The 23,511-nt window shown below is 48.6% G+C and carries 9 protein-coding genes; 6 read left to right on the top strand and 3 right to left on the bottom strand.

Translation table 11 applies throughout. The features are described from left to right. Positions 1–29 precede the first annotated feature (29 nt). The 5 genes from H5715_RS15625 to H5715_RS15645 all read left to right on the top strand — a co-directional run bounded on the left by H5715_RS15625 (position 30) and on the right by H5715_RS15645 (position 15,743). Positions 30–10,490, top strand: a complete 10,461-nt coding sequence (locus H5715_RS15625) for a tandem-95 repeat protein (protein WP_185906554.1) — start codon at positions 30–32, stop codon at positions 10,488–10,490. Positions 10,491–11,571: 1,081 nt separating this feature from the next. Then, on the top strand, positions 11,572–11,844 hold the full coding sequence (locus H5715_RS15630) for a hypothetical protein (RefSeq protein ID WP_075188170.1): 273 nt from the start codon (positions 11,572–11,574) through the stop codon (positions 11,842–11,844). 364 nt (positions 11,845–12,208) lie between these two features. Beyond that, on the top strand, positions 12,209–13,042 hold the full coding sequence (locus H5715_RS15635) for a DUF2971 domain-containing protein (RefSeq protein ID WP_075188169.1): 834 nt from the start codon (positions 12,209–12,211) through the stop codon (positions 13,040–13,042). Positions 13,043–13,393: 351 nt separating this feature from the next. Further along, on the top strand, positions 13,394–14,230 hold the full coding sequence (locus H5715_RS15640) for a DUF2059 domain-containing protein (protein ID WP_075188168.1): 837 nt from the start codon (positions 13,394–13,396) through the stop codon (positions 14,228–14,230). 1,060 nt (positions 14,231–15,290) lie between these two features. After that, positions 15,291–15,743 carry a GNAT family N-acetyltransferase gene (locus H5715_RS15645; RefSeq protein WP_083608272.1) on the top strand — a complete coding sequence of 151 codons (453 nt, stop codon included), beginning with the start codon at positions 15,291–15,293 and terminating at the stop codon, positions 15,741–15,743. Positions 15,744–15,867: 124 nt separating this feature from the next. Here H5715_RS15645 and H5715_RS15650 read toward each other — a convergent pair whose 3' ends face one another. Genes H5715_RS15650 through H5715_RS15660 form a run of 3 tightly spaced genes read right to left on the bottom strand, consistent with a single transcriptional unit; the run spans position 15,868 to position 22,120 of the window. Then, positions 15,868–19,002: an EAL domain-containing protein gene (locus H5715_RS15650; RefSeq protein WP_221892301.1), complete on the bottom strand. Its 3,135-nt coding sequence runs from the start codon at positions 19,000–19,002 to the stop codon at positions 15,868–15,870. A gap of 60 nt (positions 19,003–19,062) precedes the next feature. Then, positions 19,063–20,442 carry a DUF1329 domain-containing protein gene (locus H5715_RS15655; RefSeq protein WP_075188166.1) on the bottom strand — a complete coding sequence of 460 codons (1,380 nt, stop codon included), beginning with the start codon at positions 20,440–20,442 and terminating at the stop codon, positions 19,063–19,065. Between the two features lie 16 nt (positions 20,443–20,458). Then, positions 20,459–22,120 (bottom strand): DUF1302 domain-containing protein, encoded by a 1,662-nt coding sequence (locus tag H5715_RS15660; RefSeq protein WP_075188165.1) that lies wholly within the window; start codon positions 22,118–22,120, stop codon positions 20,459–20,461. Between the two features lie 1,020 nt (positions 22,121–23,140). On the opposite strand from H5715_RS15660, the gene H5715_RS15665 reads away from it, so the two are divergent. Further along, positions 23,141–23,353 carry a DUF6500 family protein gene (locus H5715_RS15665; RefSeq protein WP_075188164.1) on the top strand — a complete coding sequence of 71 codons (213 nt, stop codon included), beginning with the start codon at positions 23,141–23,143 and terminating at the stop codon, positions 23,351–23,353. Positions 23,354–23,511: the final 158 nt, after the last annotated feature.

The raw sequence follows: 23,511 nt of genomic DNA on the forward strand, positions 1-23,511 counted from the left end.
TTCGTAAAAACTCATTCAAAGGTTTTCTAATGAATAAGAATGTAATGACCGGTATAGCTTCGGCGATGGTTTCGTTGGGCATATTTAACGCGCCCGTACCCGCATTCGCCTACAGCTCATACACCCGAACCTATGCTAGGCAAAACGATAACGTAGGTATTCATTCGGGGGACGTTGCGCTACCGTATGCGAGCACGGAAAAATTGAATCCAGGCGAGGTTGTTACGACGTTACCAACAACGCTGAAAACCCCTGCACTGTCTACAAACGCATTAAAGCAATCGATCATTAGCGATCAAGCGCTTATATTGTCTCGGCCCTCCGATCACAAAGGTGCCGTACCAGAAAATATTCCAGACAAAAACCTGACGCCAAATGTTGAGCTTAAAACGCATCACGCTGTTCGCGAACTGATTATTATTGATGCTGCAGTAGAAGATAAACATACATTTTATAGCGATCTAAAGCCGGGCGTAGATGTGCGCGAGATTAAATCCGGTGAAGATGGCTTAGCACAACTCCAAAACGCTTTGAAAAACTACTCGCTATTAGAGGCAGTCCATATTGTTTCACACGCGGCAGATGGAGAGATCTATCTAGGAAACACTCGTGTTACGGAAGATCTATTAAGAACCGAGATCAATACCTTGTCAGTCATAGACGACGTACTTAACGATGGCGCAGATATACATTTTTACGGCTGTAACCTGGCGAGAACCAAGCGTGGGGATGATCTTCTAGAACTGATTTCACAAAAAGCAAATGTCGATGTGGCAGCTTCAAATGATTTTACCGGTAGTGCTGCTCACGCTGGCGATTGGGATTTAGAAATCACGAAAGGTGATATTAGCAGCGAGCGTCCATTTAACAATATAGCGTTGTTAGATTACTCGCACGTACTATTTAGCGGCAATATTAATTTTAGCACGGTTACAAACCCTGGCTCGCTCTCTGGTGACAGTGCTGCTATAAATGCCCAGTTCGGTGGCGCCGGGGGCTATACGCTTACCCTTGATGGATCCGGTTTTAGTACTTATGGTGGTTTTGGTCGAGGGTACACAAGCTATGGCGAGAGTCAAATAACGTTGCATTTTTCTGGCGAGGAGAGTTTCACTCCCGGCTCAATCTACGTGTATAACGTTGCAGGGCTTGCCGATACCTTTATTGCGACGTCTGATGTTGGCGGTTATGTGAATAGCGGGTCTGTAGCCGATCTAAGGGGTGTAACCCTTAATCTTTCGAGTTTTGGCGCTGATGTAACAAAAGTGTACATCTCGGTTCAGGATGGCTCTGGATACTTCTCCGTAGATAACTTCAATATTTCAGATGTTGCGCCGGTGTCCGTAACCAATAGCGACGGCAACTTGACATCCTCCGCCACCGTATCGGAACCCGTTGGGGTCGATTCAACCGGAAATACCGTCGGCGAAGCGGTAAACGTATTCGATTTTACCGTGACAGATGGCGGCGGTGGTGACAGTTTAGCGTTAGCCGTATCGCAAATAGTCGTAAATGTTAGTGGTACTGCCTCAGAGACCGAGCTAGCGAACATTACTTGGCGATTAAATGGGCCGGATGTTAGTAACGTGACAGGAGTCTACAACGCCGGCGCGGATACGATAACGTTTTCGGGGCTATCGGTTTCTATTGCCGACAATACTAGCGAAGTATACACCGTAAACGCTTACTTCAATGATAACACCGGAATTACTGAGGGTGGGACCTTTGTACTAAGCGTCGATGGCGACTCCAACCTTACCGTGGACGGCTCAGGCACCCAAATGGCGGCAACCACTCCGGTCACGAATGGCGCCGGAGGCACCCTCGATATCGTAGCGACGGCATTGGCATTTACAACTCAACCCGCCGGCTCCGTTTCTGGCAGCACATTAAGCACTCAACCTGTCGTATTTGCTCAAGACGCGTTTGGCAATATCGACATCGATTTCACCGAAACGATTACCCTAACCGAAGGCAGTGCAGGCGCCCTGACTGGGGGCTCCGTTGCAGCGGTTTCTGGCGTCGCCACATTTCCTGCCGTGAATTACACAGCAACAGCTGATCAGCAGAGCTTTACGTTAACAGCAAACGATCAGGACGGTGTCGGTTCAAACCTCGCCACGGTTAATGCGAATGCGCTTACCTCAGACGTTGTCGCCACAACGCTTGCGTATACCACTCAACCGAACCCCCTATTGGTAAGCAACGCTGTCGCCACTTCGTTTACTACCGTGCCCGTCGTGGCTGCACATGATGCCAACGGGTTGGTGGATACTGGCTACACGACAGCCATTACGCTGGCTGAAGTGAATGGTGCCGGTTCCGCCCTTCTGTCTGCTACCGGCGATTCTGATGGCAATGCCAACACCGTCACACTAACGCCTACCGCTGGTGTTGCAACGTTTACGGGGCTGCAGATCACCTACACTGCTTCTGGAGCCGCCTCCGAAAACTTTAATTTGGCGGTTTCTTCCGGCGCACTGACGACTGCCAATAGCAGTCAATTAACCGGCCTAGTTCCCGACAATGACGGAACCTTGATTGCAGCAGGGGGAGTAAGCGAGCCCATCGGCTTAAGTTATTCCATCGATACGGTCGGCGAGGCCGTTGATTTATTTGACTTTACACTCGCTGACGCCGGTTCCAGTGATGGTTTATCCATGAACCTCTCGCAAATTGTGCTCAATGTAAGCGGTACGTCTACCGATGCAGAAAGAGCGAAAGTAGTGTGGCGATTAAATGGTAATGATGTTTCGAACGTGACCGGCAGCTATAACGCAGGCGCCGATACCATTACGTTTTCGGGCTTGAGTATATCGATAGCCGATGCTGCAAATGAAGTTTATACCGTTAATGGTTACTACAGTGATAACACCGGCTTAACGCACGGCAATACCATCATCCTGAGTGTTGACGGCGATACCGACCTAACACTTGGCAGCGGGACACAAATGGCTGCAACCAGCGCCATAACCAATGGCACAGGTACGGCTCTTACAGATAACATTGCCCCGGTCGTTACCTCGGTAAGCGTACCCGCAAATGCCACCTACACTTTCGCTAGCAACTTAAATTTTACGGTTAATTTTGATCAGAATGTCACCGTAAATACCGCTGGCGGCACCCCCAGGCTTACACTTACGCTGGGTGCAACAACGCGATACGCAAGCTATCTTTCCGGCTCGGGAAGCTCCGCTTTAACCTTCCGTTATAGCGTCCAAAGTGGCGATGAAGATTCCAACGGTATAGCCATTGCCAGCAGCGTAGATGCCAACTCCGGCACCCTGCGGGACGCTGCCGGCAACGATATTACGACCACGTTAAATTCAGTTGGCAGCCTCGCAAGTGTGCTTGTCGATGCGGTCGCTCCAAGCCTCTCCGAAGTGACGGCGGTGCCGTCACCAGATAACGATTCCACACCAAGCCTAACCTTCTCCACGTCTGAGGCAGGCACACTTGCGATCGGCGGCAGCTGTGGTAGCGCAGACGAAGGAGCCGTAAGCTCCGGCAGTAATACGATTACGCTCACTCAAACCGATAACAGCACAGCGCTGGCGGCGGGAACCTATGCCGACTGTACCGCTACAGTTACCGACACAGCAGGGAATACCAGCAGCGCACTCACCTTTACCGGCTTTACCATCGATTTAACGGCACCAACAGTGACAGAGGTAACGGCGGTAACCACCCCAGCTAACGACTCATCCCCCAATGTCACCATCTCCACTACCGAAGCCGGTACGCTGAGCGTTGGCGGCAGCTGTGGCAGTGCCAGCGAAGGTGCGATATCGTCGGGTAGCAACACCATCACCCTGACTCAAACCGATAACAGTACAGCCCTGGCAGCAGGGAGCTACGCGGATTGCACCATCACCGTTACCGATGCTTCTGGCAACGCCAATAGCCCGGTCACGCTCACCAGCTTTACCGTGGACTTAACCGCGCCTACCGTGGCGGAAGTCACCGCTGTGGCAACACCCGGCAACGATTCCACACCAAACCTAACCTTCTCCACTACCGAAGCCGGTACGCTAAGCGTTGGCGGCAGCTGTGGCAGTGCCAGCGAAGGTGCGATATCGTCGGGTAGCAACACCATCACCCTGACTCAAACCGATAACAGTACAGCCCTGGCAGCAGGGAGCTACGCGGATTGCACCATCACCATTACCGATGCTTCTGGCAACGCCAATAGCCCGGTCACGCTCACCAGCTTTACCGTGGATTTAACCGCGCCTACCTTGGCGGAAGTCGCCGCTGTGGCAACACCCGGCAACGATTCCACACCAAACCTAACCTTCTCCACTACCGAAGCCGGTGCGCTAAGCGTTGGCGGCAGCTGTGGTAGTGCCAGCGAAGGTGCGATATCGTCGGGTAGCAACACCATCACCCTGACTCAAACCGATAACAGCACAGCGCTGGCGGCGGGAACCTACGCAGATTGTACCGCTACAGTTACCGACACAGCAGGGAATACCAGCAGCGCACTCACCTTTACCGGCTTTACCATCGATTTAACGGCACCAACAGTGACAGAGGTAACGGCGGTAACCACCCCAGCTAACGACTCATCCCCCAATGTCACCATCTCCACTACCGAAGCCGGTACGCTGAGCGTTGGCGGCAGCTGTGGCAGTGCCAGCGAAGGTGCAATTGGCACTGGCAATACCACCATTACACTGACCCAAACCGATAACAGTACAGCCCTGGCAGCAGGGAGCTACGCGGATTGCACCATCACCGTTACCGATGCTTCTGGCAACGCCAATAGCCCGGTCACGCTCACCAGCTTTACCGTGGACTTAACCGCGCCTACCGTTGCAGAAATAACGGCAGTCGTCAGCCCGGGGAATGATCCAACCCCCGATGTCACCTTCTCCAGTAGTGAGGCAGGCGCATTAGCGGTCGGCGGCAGCTGTGGCAGTGCCAGCGAAGGCGCGATTAGCGCTGGCAACACCACCATTGCACTCACTCAGCCGGATAACAGCACAGCCCTGACAGCAGGCAGCTACGCCGACTGTACCCTTACGATTACCGATGCCTCGGGCAACGCCAACAGCCCCATCACACTCACCAGTTTTACCATCGATTTAACCGCGCCTACCGTGGCGGAAGTCGCCGCTGTAGTGACACCCGGCAACGACGCAACGCCAGACGTCACAATTTCCACCACAGAGGCGGGAACGCTGTCGATTGGCGGCAGCTGTGGCAGTGCCAGCGAAGGTGCGATCTCGTCGGGTAGTAACATAATCACCCTTACCCAGGCAGATAACAGCACAGCGCTGGCGGCGGGAACCTACGCAGATTGTAGTGTTAGCGTTGTCGATGCCTCTGGCAATACCAGCACACCCATTACCCTAACCAGCTTCCAGGTGGATATATCGGGGCCAACCGTCGCAGAAGTAACGGCGGTTACCACACCCACAAGCGATACCACGCCAGAGGTCACCATCTCTACCACCGAATCCGGTACGCTGGTGGTGGGCGGTAGTTGTGGCAGTGCTTCCGAAGGTGCGATTAGCAGTGGCAACACAACCCTTACTCTCACCCAGGCGGACAACAGCACGGCGCTCGCGGGCGGCAGCTACAGCGATTGTACTGTGTCGATAACAGACGATTCCGGTAACGCCAGCAACCTGCTGACCTTAGCGACATTTACCGTCGATGCGGATTCACCCACCTTGGCGGAGGTAACCGCAGCGCCATCTCCGGGCAACGATGGCACGCCCAGCGTGACATTCTCCTCGACCGAAGCGGGTACGCTTAGCGTAGGCGGAAGTTGTGGCAGTGCTAGCGAGGGAGCCATCGGCGCGGGCAGCCAAACCATTAGTTTGACCCAAGCTGACAACAGCAGCGAGCTGACCAGCGGCAGCTACAGTGACTGTACGCTCACCGTGGTGGACTCCGCCGCAAACAGCAGTGCAGTGCTTAGTTTAAGTGCCTTTATTGTCGATGTTTCTGGCCCCAGCTTAGACACCAACGCAGGAACCACGTTGAACGAAGGCGATGCCGATGTGGTCATCACCGCCGCAGCACTTACTGCCAGCGACAATATCAGCGCAGCCGCAAACGTAACCTACACCGTGGTCAGCGCACCGGCCAACGGCACCTTAAGGTTGAATGGTTCGGCTCTGGCCACCGCCAGCGCCTTTACCCAGGATGATATTGCCAATAACCGCCTCAGCTACGATCACGATGGCGGTGAAAGCACCGGCGATAGCATCGTCTTTACACTCGCAGATGCGCTGGGCAATATCAACGACAACAGCGGCAGCAATCACAGCTTTGCGATTACCGTCACCGCGCAAAACGATGCACCGCAAACCACGGTAGATACGGCCACCATCAACGAAGATAACGCGGTAATGGTGAACGTACTGGCGAACGATGCCGACTCCGACGATACCATTAACGCGGCCAGTGTTACCGTAGTCAGCGCTGCAACCGACGGGGCAACCAGTGTGAATACCGCGACGGGTGTGATCACTTACACGCCCAATGCAAACTTCAACGGCTCCGACAGCTTTAGCTACACCGTGCAAGATGCCACGGGGGCAACCTCAGCCATTACGCCAGTCACCATAACGGTCAACACCGTCAACGATGCACCAGTGGCGCTAAGCGATGTGGTCTCCACCAATATCAACACCGCCGTTACACTGAATGTGGTCGCCAACGATACCGATGTCGACAGTGGCGATGCGCCAGACGCATCCAGCCTCGCAATCGTCTCGGCGGCAACGAGTGGTAGCGCGGTTATTGTCACGGGCGAGGTTAAGTACACACCCAACAGCGGGTTTACCGGAAGCGACTCCTATACCTATACGGTAGACGACAGCTATGGCCTGGTTTCCAATGTCGCCACGGTAACCATCACTGTTATCGACCCTAACGTGGTGCCCGTTGCCAGCAACGACAGCACAACAACCAATGAGGACACCGCCATCGCGGTGGATGTACTCGCCAACGACAGCGACGGCGACGGCAGCCTGGTTGCCAGCTCGGTAACGGTGGCCACAGCACCTGGCAACGGTACCACCGAGGTCAGCACCACAACCGGCGCCATTACCTATACGCCCTCCGCTAACTTTAATGGCAGTGACTCTTTCACCTATACCGTAGAAGATGATCTGGGTGCTACCTCGGCCGCAGCCACGGTAACCGTAACGGTCGCTAGCGTGAACGACGCACCGGTCGCCCAGGATGACACCGTAAGCTTGCTGGAAGACGCGACCCTTATGATTAACGTCTTAGGTAACGACAGCGATATAGACGGCAGCCTGGCCCCGGCATCGGTGATGCTAGTCAGTGATCCTGCTTCCGGCGTTGTCGCCGTCGACCCCGCAAATGGCAGCGTAACCTACACGCCGCTTGACGACTTCGCGGGTAACGACAGCTTTAGCTACCAGGTCAATGACAGTGATGGAGCAAGCTCCAACACCGCCACGGTATCGCTCACCGTCGACCCGGTTAACGATGCGCCTTTGGCCAACGCGGATACCGCAACGGTGGTTATCGCTGTAGCAGAATCCATTGACCTGCTGGCCAACGACAGCGATATCGATGGCACCTTAGACCCTACTGCTATCACCATTACGGTTCAGCCCACCCAGGGCACACTCGTTAATCATAACGATGGCACCGTTACCTACACATCCAATGCAAATGCCGATGTCACCACAGGCGATAGCTTTAGCTACACCGTCGATGATAATAGCGAAGCAAGCTCTAACGCAGCCAACGTGCAGATACAATTTGTACCGGCCGCCGCACCCGTTGTAACAGGTACGCCCGCTGCGGATGTAGAAGAAGAGGGTGACTACAGCTTTACCCCCGAGGTCACACCTGGAGACAGTCATTTTGACCTTAGCTACAGCGTAAGCGGGGCGCCAAGCTGGCTAGATTTTGATACCACCACCGGTACCCTGAGCGGTGAACCGGGCGCCGACGACGTGGGTGTCGCCAGCGGTATTCAAATCAGCGTGAGCGATGGCGTGAATACCGTCGCGCTAACGCCCTTCGATCTAACCGTGGTTGCGCGCGAAGATACCGACAGCGATACCATTACCAATTATCAAGAGGGCAAAGATGGAACCGACCCCAATAATGGAACAGATTATATCGATACCACGCCCCCGGAAATTACCGCACCTGCCGATATCATCTTAGATGCGGTCGCGCTCTATACCGACGTCACCACGGCGCAGCTCTTAGGTTTGGCCGCCAACGCCGACACCTCAGCCGTTGATACTGCCATGGCGGCATTAGTGAGCGATAACGTCGATGGTAACGGTTGCTGTAACCTGTTTCCCTTAGGTGCGGTAATCGATAAATACAAACTGGCGCCGGGGGTCAACAATATTGTTTGGCAGGCTTCCGATAATAAAAACAACATCAGCGAGGTCACGCAAAAAGTCTACGTGCGGCCCTTGGTGTCGGTCAGTAAAGACAGCACCAATGTTGAAGGTGGCGTTGCTCGAATCACACTGCTGCTGAACGGTAAAGCGCCTTTCTACCCGTTTCAGATTCCCTACCTGATCGATTCTGCCAGCACAGCATCCTCGGCAGATCACGATTTAGTCGCGGGTGTGGCCACACTTAATTCCGGTGAAACCAGTGTGCAGCTAAGCGTTAATATTGTCTCGGATAGCGTCGCCGAAAACGACGAACAGCTGATCGTTCGCCTGGATGATAGAACCACTAACGCGCAAGATCTGGCGGACGGCTTCGAGGCCGACCTTTACGATATTAACGCCGGTGCGCGAACAGTGAATCGCCTGACGATTGTCGAGCGCAATATCGCACCTCAAGTCGCGCTTGAAGCAAGACAAAATGGTGTGGTCACACTGCTGGTAACAGCCGATGCCGGCCCCGTAACCCTTAGCTCGGCTATTAGCGATCCAAACAGCGCCGACACCCACACCTACAGCTGGTCTTCCCGCAGGGGCAACCTAAGCGATACCGACGGCAATAGCACTGATGGCTCCTTCGTGTTTAGCCCCAGCAGCCTCGCCAACGGTGTTTACAAAATAGCGCTAACGGTCACCGATAACGAAGGCGCCACCGATACCGAAACAATCAATGTCGTAATCGTATCATCGGCACCCACACTCGCTGCCTCCACGGATAGCGACGGTGACGGGATCGACGATCAAACAGAAGGCACGGCGGATACCGATCGCGATGGTATTCCCGACTACCTGGACAATATCACCGCCAACAATGTGGTGCCCGAAGCGGCCGCCGTCACCGATGCCTTCCTACTCGAATGTGATCCGGGCGTTCAGTGTCGTTTAGGCCGGTTTGCGCAGGCGGGGCGTTCCGGTGGCGCTCGCTTAAACCAGCAGGACATAGCAGAGCAAGAAGAGCTGATAGACGATACCGACTTCACCCTTGCCGGTGATCTGTTCGACTTTGAAATTGCAGACCTGCCTATCGGAGGCCAATCGGTAAGCGTTGTCATTCCATTGCAAGAACCCATTCCCGAGAATGGCGTTTATCGGAAATTGAGTGACAGTGGCTGGTCGACCTTTGTTGAAGACGCGTCAAACAGTTTGCACTCCAGCTCTGGCGAATTGGGCTTCTGTCCACCTCCGGGTGCAACGGAATGGCAACCTGGATTAGTGCCTGGCCACTTGTGCTTGCAGCTCACCATCGAAGATGGCGGCCCTAACGATGCCGACGGTATAGCAAATGCGAACGTGGAAGACCCCGGTGGCATCGCCGTGCAAAACACACAAACTGTAAATACCCGCGGCGGCGGCGGAAGTGTCGGTCCGCTACTGGTATTACTGCTGGGTGGACTGGCGTGGGCCAACAGAAAAAAACGCCAGCTAAAATTACCAGGCCACAAAAGCAGTTTGGCGGCGTGCATCGCCGGGCTAACCGCCTTCAGCCTGCCCAGTGAAAAAACATACGCGCTAAACTGGAAGGAAATATCGCAAAATAGTTTTGCCGAGGTAAGCGTGGCCCGAGCCACCAGCTCACAAAACGAGCGCGATTTTACCCGCGCAATGGCGTCCGATGGCGTAGCGGTAAACACCACCCAATACGACACATCCAGCACCGCTTTACACGTTTTATGGGGCTACAACTATAACCAGCACCTGGCCGCAACCATGGGTTATCTCGATTTAGGCAGCGTCACGGTAGACTTCGAAGTACCCGCCGGTAGCGGCACGCTACCGGCAGCATTAAAAAATAATTACCCGCTTACTGGCTCGGGCTTAACACTGGGGGCAAGATACAACGCCGAACTATTCGAAGCCCTTCTCGCCTTTGCCGAAGTGGGCGCTTTTGTCTGGCAGGGCGATGTAGTGTCGGCGGAAGGTAGTGCCAATACCAAGCTCGACGGCAGCGTAGACCCATACTTTTCCGTGGGCGCGATGTTGCCATTGAACGAAGACATCATGCTTGGCCTTCGGCACCAGCGCCTCTACCTCGACGGCCAAACAAGATCCAATAGCGGCCTGGTCATTCAAATACATTTCTAATTAAAAAATGCCACGCTCACCACACCGTTCAGTGTAAAAACGCCATTGAACGGAGTGGTGACACGCGCTTTTCCAAATATATAAATACCACGGACTAATTGTCATAAAACGAATTTATGATCTAAAAAAACCGCGAAACAAGCAAAAACGCGTTACGATAAACACCTTTAAAAGACTTATTACTTGCCGAAAACCGAATGTTCTCAACCGCTGTTTTCGCTGTTCAGTTTAATACCAACAATAAATGTCTAAGGAAGGTTGTTAACAATATGGAAACCTATAGCCACCATTGATTTTGATTTTCACCTCTTTATTACCCAAATAAGTACACTCAGTTTCAATATCCAGGCTCTTTCTGGGGCGTTTATTATCTGGGTCTCTAGTTGGCTGTGGCATGACTTTATTATTGTTAAGCCTTGGCTGAAGTGGACCAACATGACACTCGACGAGGCTAGGCTAGAGCGCGTCACGAAGGAAAGTTAAATCAAGATCTTGGTTTATATCTCATCAGTAAAATCATACTGTCTTACCTCTGTATGTTGCCCTGAATATCAGCACTTTCCCCCAGGTTATCCTGTTAGCTTCAATTATATCTTTCGGTATTGTTTTCAGCTCTGGAGTTGGCCCGGTAATATTTGAAAACCGTCACGTAGGGCTATGGCTGCTTTCCAGTACGCTTATATCAATATCGGTTTTTACTGTGTTAATACTGCAATTCCTTGTATTCATGTTCCTCGGCTAATCGCGATATTGGGGCCTAGACACCACAAAGCCTAAATCTGTACTGATCCCTGTCGAAAACGTCAGAGGGCAATCCGGCAGCGCCCACCCAAACCTCTCTATCGGTTCCTCTGTTATGTATCGCGCCACCGCTATAAACCCGAGACTATTGTGCTTGCCATAAATCATCCTTAAGGTGTATTTGCGCCCACTTGAACAAGTGGGCCAACATAACGATAAAACCAAGGCGATATTCCGTGTTTATCCGGCGCTTCACGTAAACACAAAACAACCCATTTCTCGACTTGCCCGAGCCTGGCATTATGGGTATGCGCCACAGAGCATATAGAGAGGTAGACACATGAGAAAATTTTCTGTCGGCGTAACGCATTACTGGTCGAAAACGATTAATGCAAAATACGGAGGAGAAGCACAGCTACTCATCGTCGAGCTGCTAATTACATCACTAATGCTCGCCATTACCCTTTACTGCTACGTTATACCCGAACTAGGCATCTTCTTCGCCGGATTTATAATTCCAACCATAATATTTTGTATCGGCACCCTAACGACCATCTACCATATGATCGCATACCGTTTTGAGCAGCGAACAAAGAGAAAGAATAAATCCTGATGGCTTATTCGCTTTTTGAACTTTTTTATTCAAACAGGGCGGGGGAAGAGTTTGAGAAGGATCGATGAAGCGTTGAATTCAATGACAGAATTATCCGAAGTTCTAGATAATACTGTAAGTGGTGGTCAGTTGTTAGCGCAACGGTATAAGTCTGAGCGTGTTGAATTTTTTTATTGGTGTTCATCTAGGTAGGTATTGATAGATTAGGCCGATGAGAGTTTTTTGCTAATTAACATCATTGTTCGTCGGTAGAGTAATGCGGTTATTCGATCGATCCAGGAGAATGGATTTTACTGGTGAAATTAGGCGCAATATTTTTATGCGAATAACTACTATACCCATAATGAGTAAGTAATATCGAAAAATGTTATCACAAATTGATTTTAGAAAGGACCATCCTTTTCCTCATCAGGCAGGAGTCAAACATCTATACAAATTTTTTAAATACAACGAAGATCACCCTGAGTACTTAGCCACTCTTTTTTGTGAAGCGAAATTGTACCACTCTTTGCCGATATCTTTGAATGACCCTTTTGAATGCAGACCGCATTTTAAGTATCCAACCAAATGTGGTGATGCATACAAAATGAGAAAATATTTAAATAGGTTGGGCAAAGAGCAGGGGCTAAGTACAAAAAAGGCAAAACAAATGGTTTCAATTAATATGTCGCGCCCAGAGAAGCTTCAAAGCGGCCTGACAGAATCAGTATTAAAAGCGTATAACGAAATTAGAATTTGTTGTTTCACAAAGAGTAACCGAAACTTACTATTATGGTCTCACTATGCAAATTCACACCAAGGAATATGCGTACAATTCGACGCATCTCAATTGCCGTTGAGCGCTACTTTTAAAGTAAAATATCAAAAAGAATACCCAACTATAGATTTTCCTCAACCTAAAGATATAAGGGCTTTACGACCATTATTGATTAAATCCCGAATTTGGGATTACGAAGAGGAATACAGGTCTATCTTAGACCCAGAGGGTTCACCAATAATGCGTAGAAGTGGGGCATCGTACCTACTAAGAAACGATGCAATTCAAGCTGTATATTTTGGTGTAAATACGCCAGATCAGCATCAAGAAAATATAAAAAATATGATAGATAACGGCCCATTTTCGCCGAAACTATGGTGCAGCAAATTAAATAAAGATGAGTTTAGTGTTGATTTCCATCCACTGCATAAGTCGGTATAAAAAATTTGTCACGTCAAACATCTACTCCGATTGTTGTTGTACGCGTACTGACAGCAACCCACGCTACGGAGCATCCTAGCTTTAGCTACGAGCGGCAGGTCAATGCCCAAAGATATTCAGTTGTTTACACCTCTCTGCCAATATTCCGATTCGGGTATACGGCTAGCCCCCAGTAGGGGCATATCGTCAATTAGTTCACGGGTGATCAAAGCCTTCCTCTCACGACATTGATTGGAACTTCCGAGCTATTCGCAAGTTAATTGATAATGATTCTCTCCCCATTGATATCACCTCGTAATAATTAAATACCCCGTGGTAATATGGAACAAAATCTCAATCAAGGAGCAGAGTATGAAGGCCGTATTACACATTTTATTGATCAGCTTGCTAAGTTTTCAGGCATTTGCCTTTAGTGAAAAAATTCCAGAAGAGCAAATTAGGCAGTACATGGCGCTAAGTGGCGTAGATGAGATAATTGATTCCGTACCCCTGCAGATTGAAGCAATGATTAATCAAAGGCTTCTCACCTCAGAAAACCCAGAGACTGAGAAAGAGATTATGCAAGTTCTCACATATTCTTGGGATTCCTCTGTTATTAAAGAGTCCATTTTTAATCACATTCAGAAAAATTCAAACAGTGGCGAGATCTCAGCTTTGCTTGACTGGAGAAAAAGTCCTTTGGTGGTAAAAATTACAGCGGCAGAATTAGATTCGGCATCTCCCAACTTTCAAGGCGATCTGCTTCATTATATCGCAGACCTTCAGGTAGCACCTCCGGCACCAGAAACCATACAAGCTATACGCCGCCTTGTAGTCGCTACAGATATGGTGGATATGATGGTAGAAATGGCTGTTCAGGTAACCAAGGCAATGACAACGGCATTTTTGCAGGCGTCGGGTGGAAACGACGAGAAGGCGACTATTGAATTAGATAAGCAAATTGATTCAATGCGAGCATTGCTGACCCCTCAAATGGAACAACAAGCCGTATTGATGTCGTATTACATATATCGCAACATATCCAACGAAGAACTTGACAGTTATTCATCATTTTACAATTCAAATATTGGCAAAAGAGAGCTCACATTGGTGTCTGAATCACTAAGCGTAGCGATGTCTTTGTGGGCCGAGCAATCAGCTATCGCGATAGTTAAAAACTTAGAGAGCAAAAACGACAAAACCTTGTAACATCGCAACGCTAAAGATCGAACAAAAAGCCCACCGCCGTGGGCTTTTTGTGCTCGGGGGCGAGGCGCGTGTTTGAGGGGGAGAGCCCGTCTGCAGGTAGGGCTATCTGCCTATAAAATAAGCGCCAGGATGGATCAGAGTCCTGCTCGGGTGGGTTACCCACCTCCAGGGAAGGTCACCGTTTTCCTTACCAACAATTTCAAGCTTGCCGTAGAAACGATTGCAGATATTTACAAAGCCCGCTAGCGGATTGAAATTTTCTTTAAGTGGATCAGGCAAAGTTTGAACGTTAGGGTATTTCTCGGCACGTCAAAGAATGCGTTGTTGAGTCAGATATGGATTTCCATGGCTGTGTACTTGTTGCTGGTATACCCCAAGCTTTGTAACAAATTTAGCCCCAGCCTTTAGCAGATTCTACGCATGTTTCAGTTCAGTTTATCTAAGCGGCGCGGCTTGATCTCCGACTGAAATGTAAATCCACCGATGGCGATTCCTACGAAGACTGTGCTAATTTATCTTCAAAAAATCCTCTAAGAGAACTTAGCCTTCAAGGCTTGGTCACTATAGGGTCAACTTACCATCTCTACTTATTTCCTCGGACAGGCGCATACTAATAGCGGTGATCAAATCCAAGGCTAAGCACGCTCCGCGCTATTGTTCTGTATATTCTTTGAGCCACTTACCAGACATATAATGGAAATAGGCTTCCAGGTTTTCGGGTACTTCATTATCGTAGGCGCCCAAGCCTCTCGTGCCGTATCTCTGTTTCTGAGTAGGCAAAAAAATGCTGGAAATACGAGAAGCCGAACTTGTAAAGGAGCTAGCGGAATTTATTAAAGAGAGCACAAGCATTAACAATGAAAAATATGGCGCGCTGAATACTGTAATATACGCAACAATCAGTGGTTGGTTGTTCGCGCTAGTTTTCATGGTGGCTAGCGCACTATGCACCTGACTTCAATACCGAAGAGCAACAAAGTATTCAAGCGCAACGTTCAAAACATCTTTCAGTTTCCATGTAAACCCAATTACGCTTTAGGGTCGATTAAGGCAGCGTTAGATGAAAACCACAGTACTATTTATGATAACTAAAGAAATTAAATACAATACCGTAGAATACGCAGAAACACTAAGACTGAGATCTGATGTTCTAAGGGTTCCTTTGGGAAAGAAGCTTACTGTTTCAGACACATTTGGTGAAGAAAACCAGCTACATTTTGGTTGTTTCAGTGATCATCATCTTAAAGGCTGTGTTGTCGCTAAACCTACAGAAAATGACGCAGTAGTCAAACTGAGGCAAATGGCTGTAGCTGAGTCTTTTCAGGGGAAAGGTGCAGGAAAGAGACTCATGTCAGATGTTGAGACGTTTCTAAAAGATAAGGGGACAAAACAAATAGTATTGTCTGCAAGAGAAACAGCAATATTATTCTATAAAAAACTAGGCTATGAGGTTATTGGCGAACTATACCTGGAGCAAGGCATTGAACATATAAAAATGAAAAAGCTCATTTAGCATGGGTATTATGAAATCTATTTTCGGCGTAAAACAAGCATTTGGGGTTCGCTTCGTGGGGCGATTGAAAAATCGTCGGTGTTGCTAGCGCAGCGTTATATGGGAATACAATTATGCTTGGTTGCTAAGCCGTGCTGGCCGGACGTTTCTCAAACAGTTTCATCAATGATTTTTCAAATTCATCTATTGGAGTAGGCCTACCATATAGATAGCCTTGGCAATGATCACATCCGTTATCTAGTAAAAACTTTTGCTGATCTTTTATCTCCACTCCTTCAGCTATCACGCCCAAATTGAGACTTTTGGCCATGGTTATAATGGTACGTACAATTGATCTATCGCTCTCATCTTCCGTGATGTCCCTTACGAATGATTGGTCAATTTTTAATTTGTCTATTGGTAGCTTTTTTAGATATTGCAAAGAAGAATAGCCAGTTCCAAAATCATCTAGTTCAAACCTAATACCAAACGAGCGTAGATCCTGCATTTTTTCGATAACTGTATCTATATTTTCTAACAGCATACTCTCTGTTATCTCTAACTGAATTAGTTGCGGATTGACTTGGTGCTGAGAGATCGTCGTTTTTATACGATCAACAAATTCAACGTGATGAAATTGCTTGGCACTGACATTGATAGACAAGGTTAAGTGCCGAAAGTAAGGGTTACTTTCCCAACGTTTTAGCTGAGAGCAAGCAACCCTTAAACTCCATTCCCCTATCGGTAATATTAGGTCTGTTTGTTCAGCTAGAGGAATAAAACTAAGTGGCGAAACCATTCCTCTTGTGCTGTGGTTCCATCGAATGAGAACCTCCGCCCCAAGTGGACGCCCCGCACCATCGACTTGCATTTGGTAATAGAGTTGAAATTCTTGCTGATCTACCGCAGTACGCAAATCTCTCACCATTTCTGCACGTACATCAATGGCCTCCTGCATCACTGGATCAAAAAATCGTAAATTATTTCGGCCCGCTCGCTTAGCATCGTACATAGCAATATCGGCATGCTTTAGAATGTCACCGACTTTATGCTCGCTGCCGTGAAAAAGGGTCGCGCCTATACTGGCGGAATTGTAATAGGTGTGGGAATTTAGCTGATAGTCTTGATTTAGCGAATCAAGAATTTTTGCGCCTATTGTTTCAGCCTCAGCTGCGGCGGCCAAGGGCTCTTCACTTAATCCCGGCAAGAGCACAACGAACTCATCACCACCAAGCCTTGCTACCGTATCACCTGCACTCACACATCCCCTCAGTCGTGTGGCGACTCGCTTTAATAGCACATCACCAATCTCATGGCCTAATGTATCGTTAAGTAGTTTAAAGTGGTCTAGATCTATAAAAAGTAGCGCACCTAAATTATTTGATTGCGTATTGGAGACTAGCAGCTTATCGAGCAGGCTCACTAATAATTGGCGATTGGGCAGTTGTGTTAGAGGATCGTAGAATGCCAGGTTTCTAATTTGCTCTGAAGCAGCTTTATTTTTGGTAAGGTCGATAAACGTTCCGACATAGTTTGTTACTATACCCGAATCGTCTTTCACTGCGGTTATGTTCAGGTATTCAGGGTATATTTCTCCGTCTTTGCGGCGGTTCCAAATCTCTCCTTCCCAGGTTCCCGCCGAGTGAATGCTATCCCACATAGACCGGAAGAATCTCACATCATGCTTGCCAGAGCGAAGTAGGTTGGAGTGCCTTCCCAGCGTCTCTTTTTTTGAGTATCCGGTAATTGAAACAAAAGCGTTATTAACACGAAGGATTTTTTCTTCGGCATCGGTGATCATAATCCCCTCTTGGGATTCAAAAGCGGTAGCCGCAATTTTTAATTCATTCTCAGCTATTTTTTGTAGCGTGATATCGGAATGGGTGCCGGCCATGCGTACAGCGACACCATCGTGGTTACGCTCTACGACTTTCGCACGATCTAATATCCATTTATAATCGCCTTCTTTTGTTCGCATGCGGTAGGTGGCTTCGTGCTGTGTCGTTCTTCCATCCAGATTACTCTGGATGGATTGCCAAGCACTCGCTACATCCTCGGGATGAATATAATCAGACCATTGAGCTACGCTCTGGGCGATCTCTTCGAAGGTATAGCCCAACATTTCGGCCCATATCGAATTGCGATCTACCTTGCCTGCCTGAATATCCCAATCCCAAAAGCCAAGGTTACTTCCCTCTAGTACGAAAGAGAGCTGTTTCTGACTATCGCGCAGTGCCATTTCAACACGTTTGTGTTCCGTTATATCGACACTCGAACCAAACCACTTTACAACCGTTCCCTTTAGGCCACGCAGTGCTACGGCATGCATATCAAACCATCGATACTCTCCGTTTGCTTCGCGAATTCGGGACTCCACTCTAAATTCATCCCCGGATCGGGTTGCCGTATCCCACTCTGCTAACACTTTATTATAGTCATCGGCGTGAATTTGTTTCAGCCAGCCACGCCCTCGCTGTTCTTGTTCCGGCACACCCGTAAACTCCAGCCACTTTCGGTTGAGGTAGTCGCAGGAACCATCTGGTTGAGATGTCCAAACTAGTTGAGGCAATAATTCCGCCAGTTGCCGAAAACGAGATTCGCTTTCCCGTAGCGCCGCCAACATTTCCTGGAAGCCTTCGGTTACTTTGTTGAACGTTGAAAGGGCTATTTGCAGTTCGGGAGTACCGGTGACAGGAACCCGAACTGATAGATCCCCTCTCACAACTTGCTCACCGGCTGAGGCCAATATTTTTAGCGGGCGTAGGGATCGATAAAGAACCAAAGCCATACCCAGCAGTACAAATACCAATAGAGCCACCACGCTCCCTAACACCAAGAGATATTGATCCCAGGCTTCGTTGACCAGACGATTTGGAGACATTGAAATGGTCAGAAGACCGAAGTATTCGCCGTCTACAATTAAAGGTTTATTGAAAGTAATGGAGTTGACGCCGCACATCCATACAAAAAAAGCAGGCGCTTTTAGCGTGATGACAATGTCTTTATGGAAAGCTGTTTCTTCAGTGACATAACGAAAACTAACGTAATTAACATCTGTACTCGTGCCGTAGCTATCAATCAATTCAGACAATGCAGATAAATCGAATGTTCTTCGATCGTGCTCATCCGTAAAGACAGACATCTCCACAGCAGCTTGCAGCACATCCATATTGAGATGATATTCGTTGGTTAATTCAACGGGGGTTTTGTTGGTGACTATATGAGCAAAATAAAAGGCGGTACCTAAGGCAGCTAAGCTGCCAATCAGAATCGATATCAACACCAACCTTGTGAATAGACTGAGCTGACATCGATGAAGCGAACCGGAAAAAGCCATAGGTCACTGAGCACGACGAGGTAATGCATCGGGGGTAAACGTTAGTGGCGGAAAACCTTCAGATTGAATATAAAATCCCATTCCTTGATCCCCAAAATGCTGAGCAAAAGTGTAACGTTTATCCCGAATATCATAGGCCCAATAGCTTCTGGCTAGGGGGATTTTCAGATCATAAAGTGGCGTTTGCGCCATAAATATCCCTTTGCTTAACTGGCCCTTGTCGCCATACGCATCGGTCATTCCCGCACCACCCCAATCTTCATCGAAGTAGAATAATCGTTTGGACGAGCTATGTTTGACACCCGCTTTTCGAATAGCCTGCACTACCCATACACGATGTAGCTCCCAACGCACAAAATCCGGGTTGAGGTGATTGGGGTTCAAAATTTGCGAAGCGCTGGTCTGAAAAACTAAGCGGTAATTATTGTAGGGGATATACATTTCACGTTTGCCAAGGAGGGTAAAATCAAACAGATCTAACCGGCCCTGATACAAAAACGAATCGTCAAAGTTCAATATGCCACCAAATACTCCCACAGGCGTGTCATAAGTTAAGTCCGGCGCCACTCGAATACGGCGAGTTGCGGCGGAATAGCTCCAGGCCCGCCTAGGCTGCTTAACTGGGTCTAATGTGTCTATCGAATACGCCGCGTTGCCTGCGGCATTCGGTGGCGATAGAAAATGCAGGGCGGTTTCGATGTACGCGTTGCCTTTTTTCTTAAGATTCTCGGCATTCGAAGAGCGCATGTAGTACTGACTCTGAAGAGAGGCTTTTAATGTCACGGTGTTAATGGCCCGCCCGCTGCTATCGACATACCAGTTGCGACCCTCGAATTCAGCAGGATAACCGTTATACGCCAATAGGTGATTCCACATCACCTCGTATCCATTCTTCGGAATTGGAAATGGAACCCCCCCAAAGGCGCCTTTAACTGACAAGCCATCTTTTTCCAGCCTTGCCTGTGTAGCGTTGTTTACGCTATTTTCGAGCACCCAGTCTGGATATGACACGCTACGATGGCTGGGGTAGATATCCATCCGATAGCTTGGGTAACGCCGCAGCAATGCCTGACTGGTTTCACTTAGCTTATCGCTAAACTGATCAATATTGTCACTTGAAATTGAGTACAACGGCTTTTCTTCAGGAAAAGGGTCGGCCCAGCGCCCTGAACCTTTTTGGAAATCTGCGGGAAAATCAGCCTCCTGAATACCGCCAGTGTAGGCAGGAATACTACCTTCAGCATTCGGTTCCTGTTCTGCCCCGAAATATGTCAGCTTGCTTCCTAATTGGCGCGCTTCCACAGCACTGACTGCCGCCCAAGCACTAGGCAGACCACCAACGATCGAGAAAATAAAACAGATAGCCCAGCACGGGGAGTTCATCAATCATCATCCTTGCTCAAAAAACTACGCTATAGGTAAAAGAGAGCCAATCTTTATCTTTATATGGTGGCCCTAGCAGTCGTGATCCAAACACTGAATCTGGCGCTGACTGAATTTTTTGATCGTAGCCGGTGTATGCCACGCCCAATTTGTGGCGCACAAATACTTTTGCCGTCAAGCCGATTTTGTAGAGCGTGAACCCTTCGCTTCCGCCAGCGTTAGTAGCCGCATTGCCATGAATATTTTTAGAAATAAATACCGGCATTTCAATATTGACGCCAGGGAATACCTGGAACCACGTCGGCGTGAAAGCCACACTCAAACCAAAGGCTTCGTTGTCGGCACAACCTTGTATTGTTCCATTGGTATCGCAGGCCGCCTGGTACCTTTGCGCTCGAAAAAGTTCTGAGTTGTCGGTCACCTTGTCGAGCCTGGACCAATTCACTTCGGACAAGAGAATGGCAGAATCATACCAAGGGCTCGGGCCGATGCTGACAAGCGCATTAATGACACTATGCCACGTTTCTCCTTTTGCTCCCTCATAGCGATCGGAAGGCATTGAACCACTACTGACCAAAGGCATGTGCCGCCGGTGAGACAGCTCTGCACCAAGGGACGCCCCGCCGATATTTTTTGCCAATGACACCCCTTGCAGGGAAATATCTTTGGCATAGACCGCGCGAGTCTGCCCTCCGCCGGTGGGCTGAGCCAACCACCCGGTTTTATCATCAAACTGGCGATGATAAATTGCCACCGTGCTATCTAGCATCCTCGAGCGCCAGATTAGCCCCAGGCCCAGGTCTCCCTTTTCTCCGTCTAACGAAGAAAGTCGATTAACATTTGGGCCTTGATTCGCAACATCAAGACCAAAGTAAGTGCCGCCCTCTGGCAGCCTACTAGCGCGCCATTCTGCGCTGTATTGGCCAACGACCGAAAGCTCGGGCGTCAGCTGCGCCAACACTGAAAATTGGCTGAGTGGCAGTGCCGTTTCTTTAGCGGAAGCACCGGGGTTGGTGATACCTTTCATGCCATCGTTAGGCACCTGGGAATAAGACACGGCATTCGTATTACCAAACAACGATTCCCCCCAGACTACAGCGTGGCGACCTAACTTCACATTCCACACCGTCACTCCGACGTCAAACGCCCCAAAAACAAAGGCATCGAGCAACTCTGCGGAGGGGCCTGCGTAATAACGTTTTACATACGACGAAAATTCACCATTCTCGTAGCTATCTGGAAAGATATGCCCCCCTAAAGCATCTGGGTTACTTTTTCCATAAGTGCCATAGGCTTCGTCATACCATGCTGCAGCGGTAAGGCGAGCACCATAACGACCGGGAAAATGTATATCGAGTTCGGAGAACCAGTCTATGCGGTTTGTGTTAATGTCATAACGATCGAAGAGCGCGTCGCCCTGGTCAAAAAGCGCATGATCTGCAATACGAGAATCGCGTTCGCTCATCCGCATTCCCCAGTTGTACCGGAACGTATTGGCCCATTGAATCGTTGTGCCTCGATATGGCTTTAGTGTGCGCGACTTAACTGCAGAAATTTGTGTCGACGATTCTGAAAAGTCATCCGCATAGAGCGAAGGAATATAAAAAATGCCAACCAGCAAAATGACAAACTTTGTTGGTTTTTGCTTAACAAGGCTGGAAATGAAATGGCCGCTCATAGGGCTCTCCATTGCTCTTGAAGTGAGACTTATCTGTTTTAATAATTATTTGTGATAATCTCTATCGAACCACGGTAGCTTGATTCGCGCCGATACAGTAGACGCAGCTATTGCACAGCCTAGCAAAGCTTGCGCCTTACCACAACGGGCGGCTAATAGTTAACACAAGCCCTTTCTCTTGATTAACGATCGAATTTTGGCAATAGGAAGGGGACGGTAGCTCGAGAAATTTGAAGGATTTCCATTCGCTTGCGAACGAAAATTAATCCAGAGACCAAACGACTACGATTTATTCGTCGATCGATAATCGAGGTCTGTAACTATCGTTGAATAAAATTTCCTGCTAGGAAGTTGTCGAAATTTGGTGCCTGTGACAAAGTTAAAGCATTGTTGGAAGAGGTGTTCAAAGGGGCCTTCTTTTGCTCAAAAATTTTTCCGGCTTCTCCTCACTACTGACAAACGCGTTAGACACAATAAAGCGACTTAAGAAAATATCAATAGTATTTGGATTAGTCATATCGGCTCCTTTTACCTTCTATTTTTCTTTAACCGTGAAGTCATCCATCGATGGATCAGATTTAAGCGATCCCGACAGCGGCACTCCCTCAAAGTATGTGTTTTTTTTGGTCAACACCACAGAGTCGTAATCATTGATGAATTTAATCGATTTGTGCGTTCTTGGGGTGCCGGTCCAAATAGAATCGATATAAATAGTGCTTTTCGTGTAGTAACATTTCTAGAAGCTGCTATGTTGAAAGCCGCTGTAGATTCTATAGAACCAGATAGAGACTATGTTAAAGTAAAAGGGCATATGGGGATAATCACCGAAGATACGGAGTTTACTGTAGGTAGATAGCAAAAATTTCATTTCGAGCAATGTGTAGCGTTAACCATATTGTTAACTCACTGCACAGTCATCCACGCTATCCACGCTATCCACGCTATCCACGCTATCCACGCTTGTTAGTGTGCTATTAGCTTTACACTGATTAAATATCATTAATATAAGTTGAGTTGTGCATGAGAGAAAGCCTTAAGCAGAAAATTATCGATGTCTGTGACGAGAAAATAGAAAAAAAGGGCGAGAACGTAGGTCTTTCGTTCTATGCCTTTTTCGCGAACAGAAACGACGATCCTAAATTGCTAATGGAAGCCGCAGAGTGGTGGATTATGACCAATAAGTTGGATCATTTTGAAAAAGCAGTAAAAATCAGGGAAATGGTTAACACTTAAAATTAAATTCGATCCCTATATTCCCAATTTGTACGATCTTCGGTTAACACTGTACTATTTTTGTGTCGCGCCATTAGGCATTAACTTCTCTAAAATTCCAGCTATAAACTGGCTTAAATTACGCAATGTATTCAAGCTCACCTAGCAATGCCCAGCAC

It is taken from the genome of Teredinibacter haidensis (assembly GCF_014211975.1).
In the GTDB taxonomy this organism is placed as follows: Bacteria; Pseudomonadota; Gammaproteobacteria; order Pseudomonadales; family Cellvibrionaceae; genus Teredinibacter; species Teredinibacter haidensis.